Here is a 337-nt window from a genome sequence, read left to right as displayed (position 1 = left end):
CGGACGGAACTTACAACGATGAAGCTCTTACGGAATATGAAACTTTAAACGGCAATGTGGGAGAATATACGAAAGCTTCAGTTCGTGATTACGAGGGATTTCAGGCGCTTGAACCGAAGCAGGTAAAGATTGCGCAGAACGGAGACATAACGGTTTCGGTCTACTATGCAAGAAAGTCATATACCGTTTATTTTGATACGGGAGTACAGGGCAAAGACTTTAATGAGACATACCTCTACGGAACCATGCAGTCGGCTCCGCCGACTCCGGAGGTTCCGGGTAAGACATTCCAATATTGGTCTTATAAGGATGACTCCGGAAATTGGCAGCATTGGAC

Annotated in this window: 1 protein-coding gene; it reads left to right on the top strand. The window is 46.0% G+C overall.

Translation table 11 applies throughout. The features are described 5' to 3' along the window. The coding region (locus tag ACYQ1N_RS07595; RefSeq protein ID WP_459834523.1) for a hypothetical protein at positions 1–337 on the top strand (337 nt) is incomplete at both ends.

Source organism: Howardella ureilytica, assembly GCF_054657495.1.
Note: the sequence above shows the minus strand (reverse complement) of the source record. Positions and strands in the feature narration are given on the sequence as shown.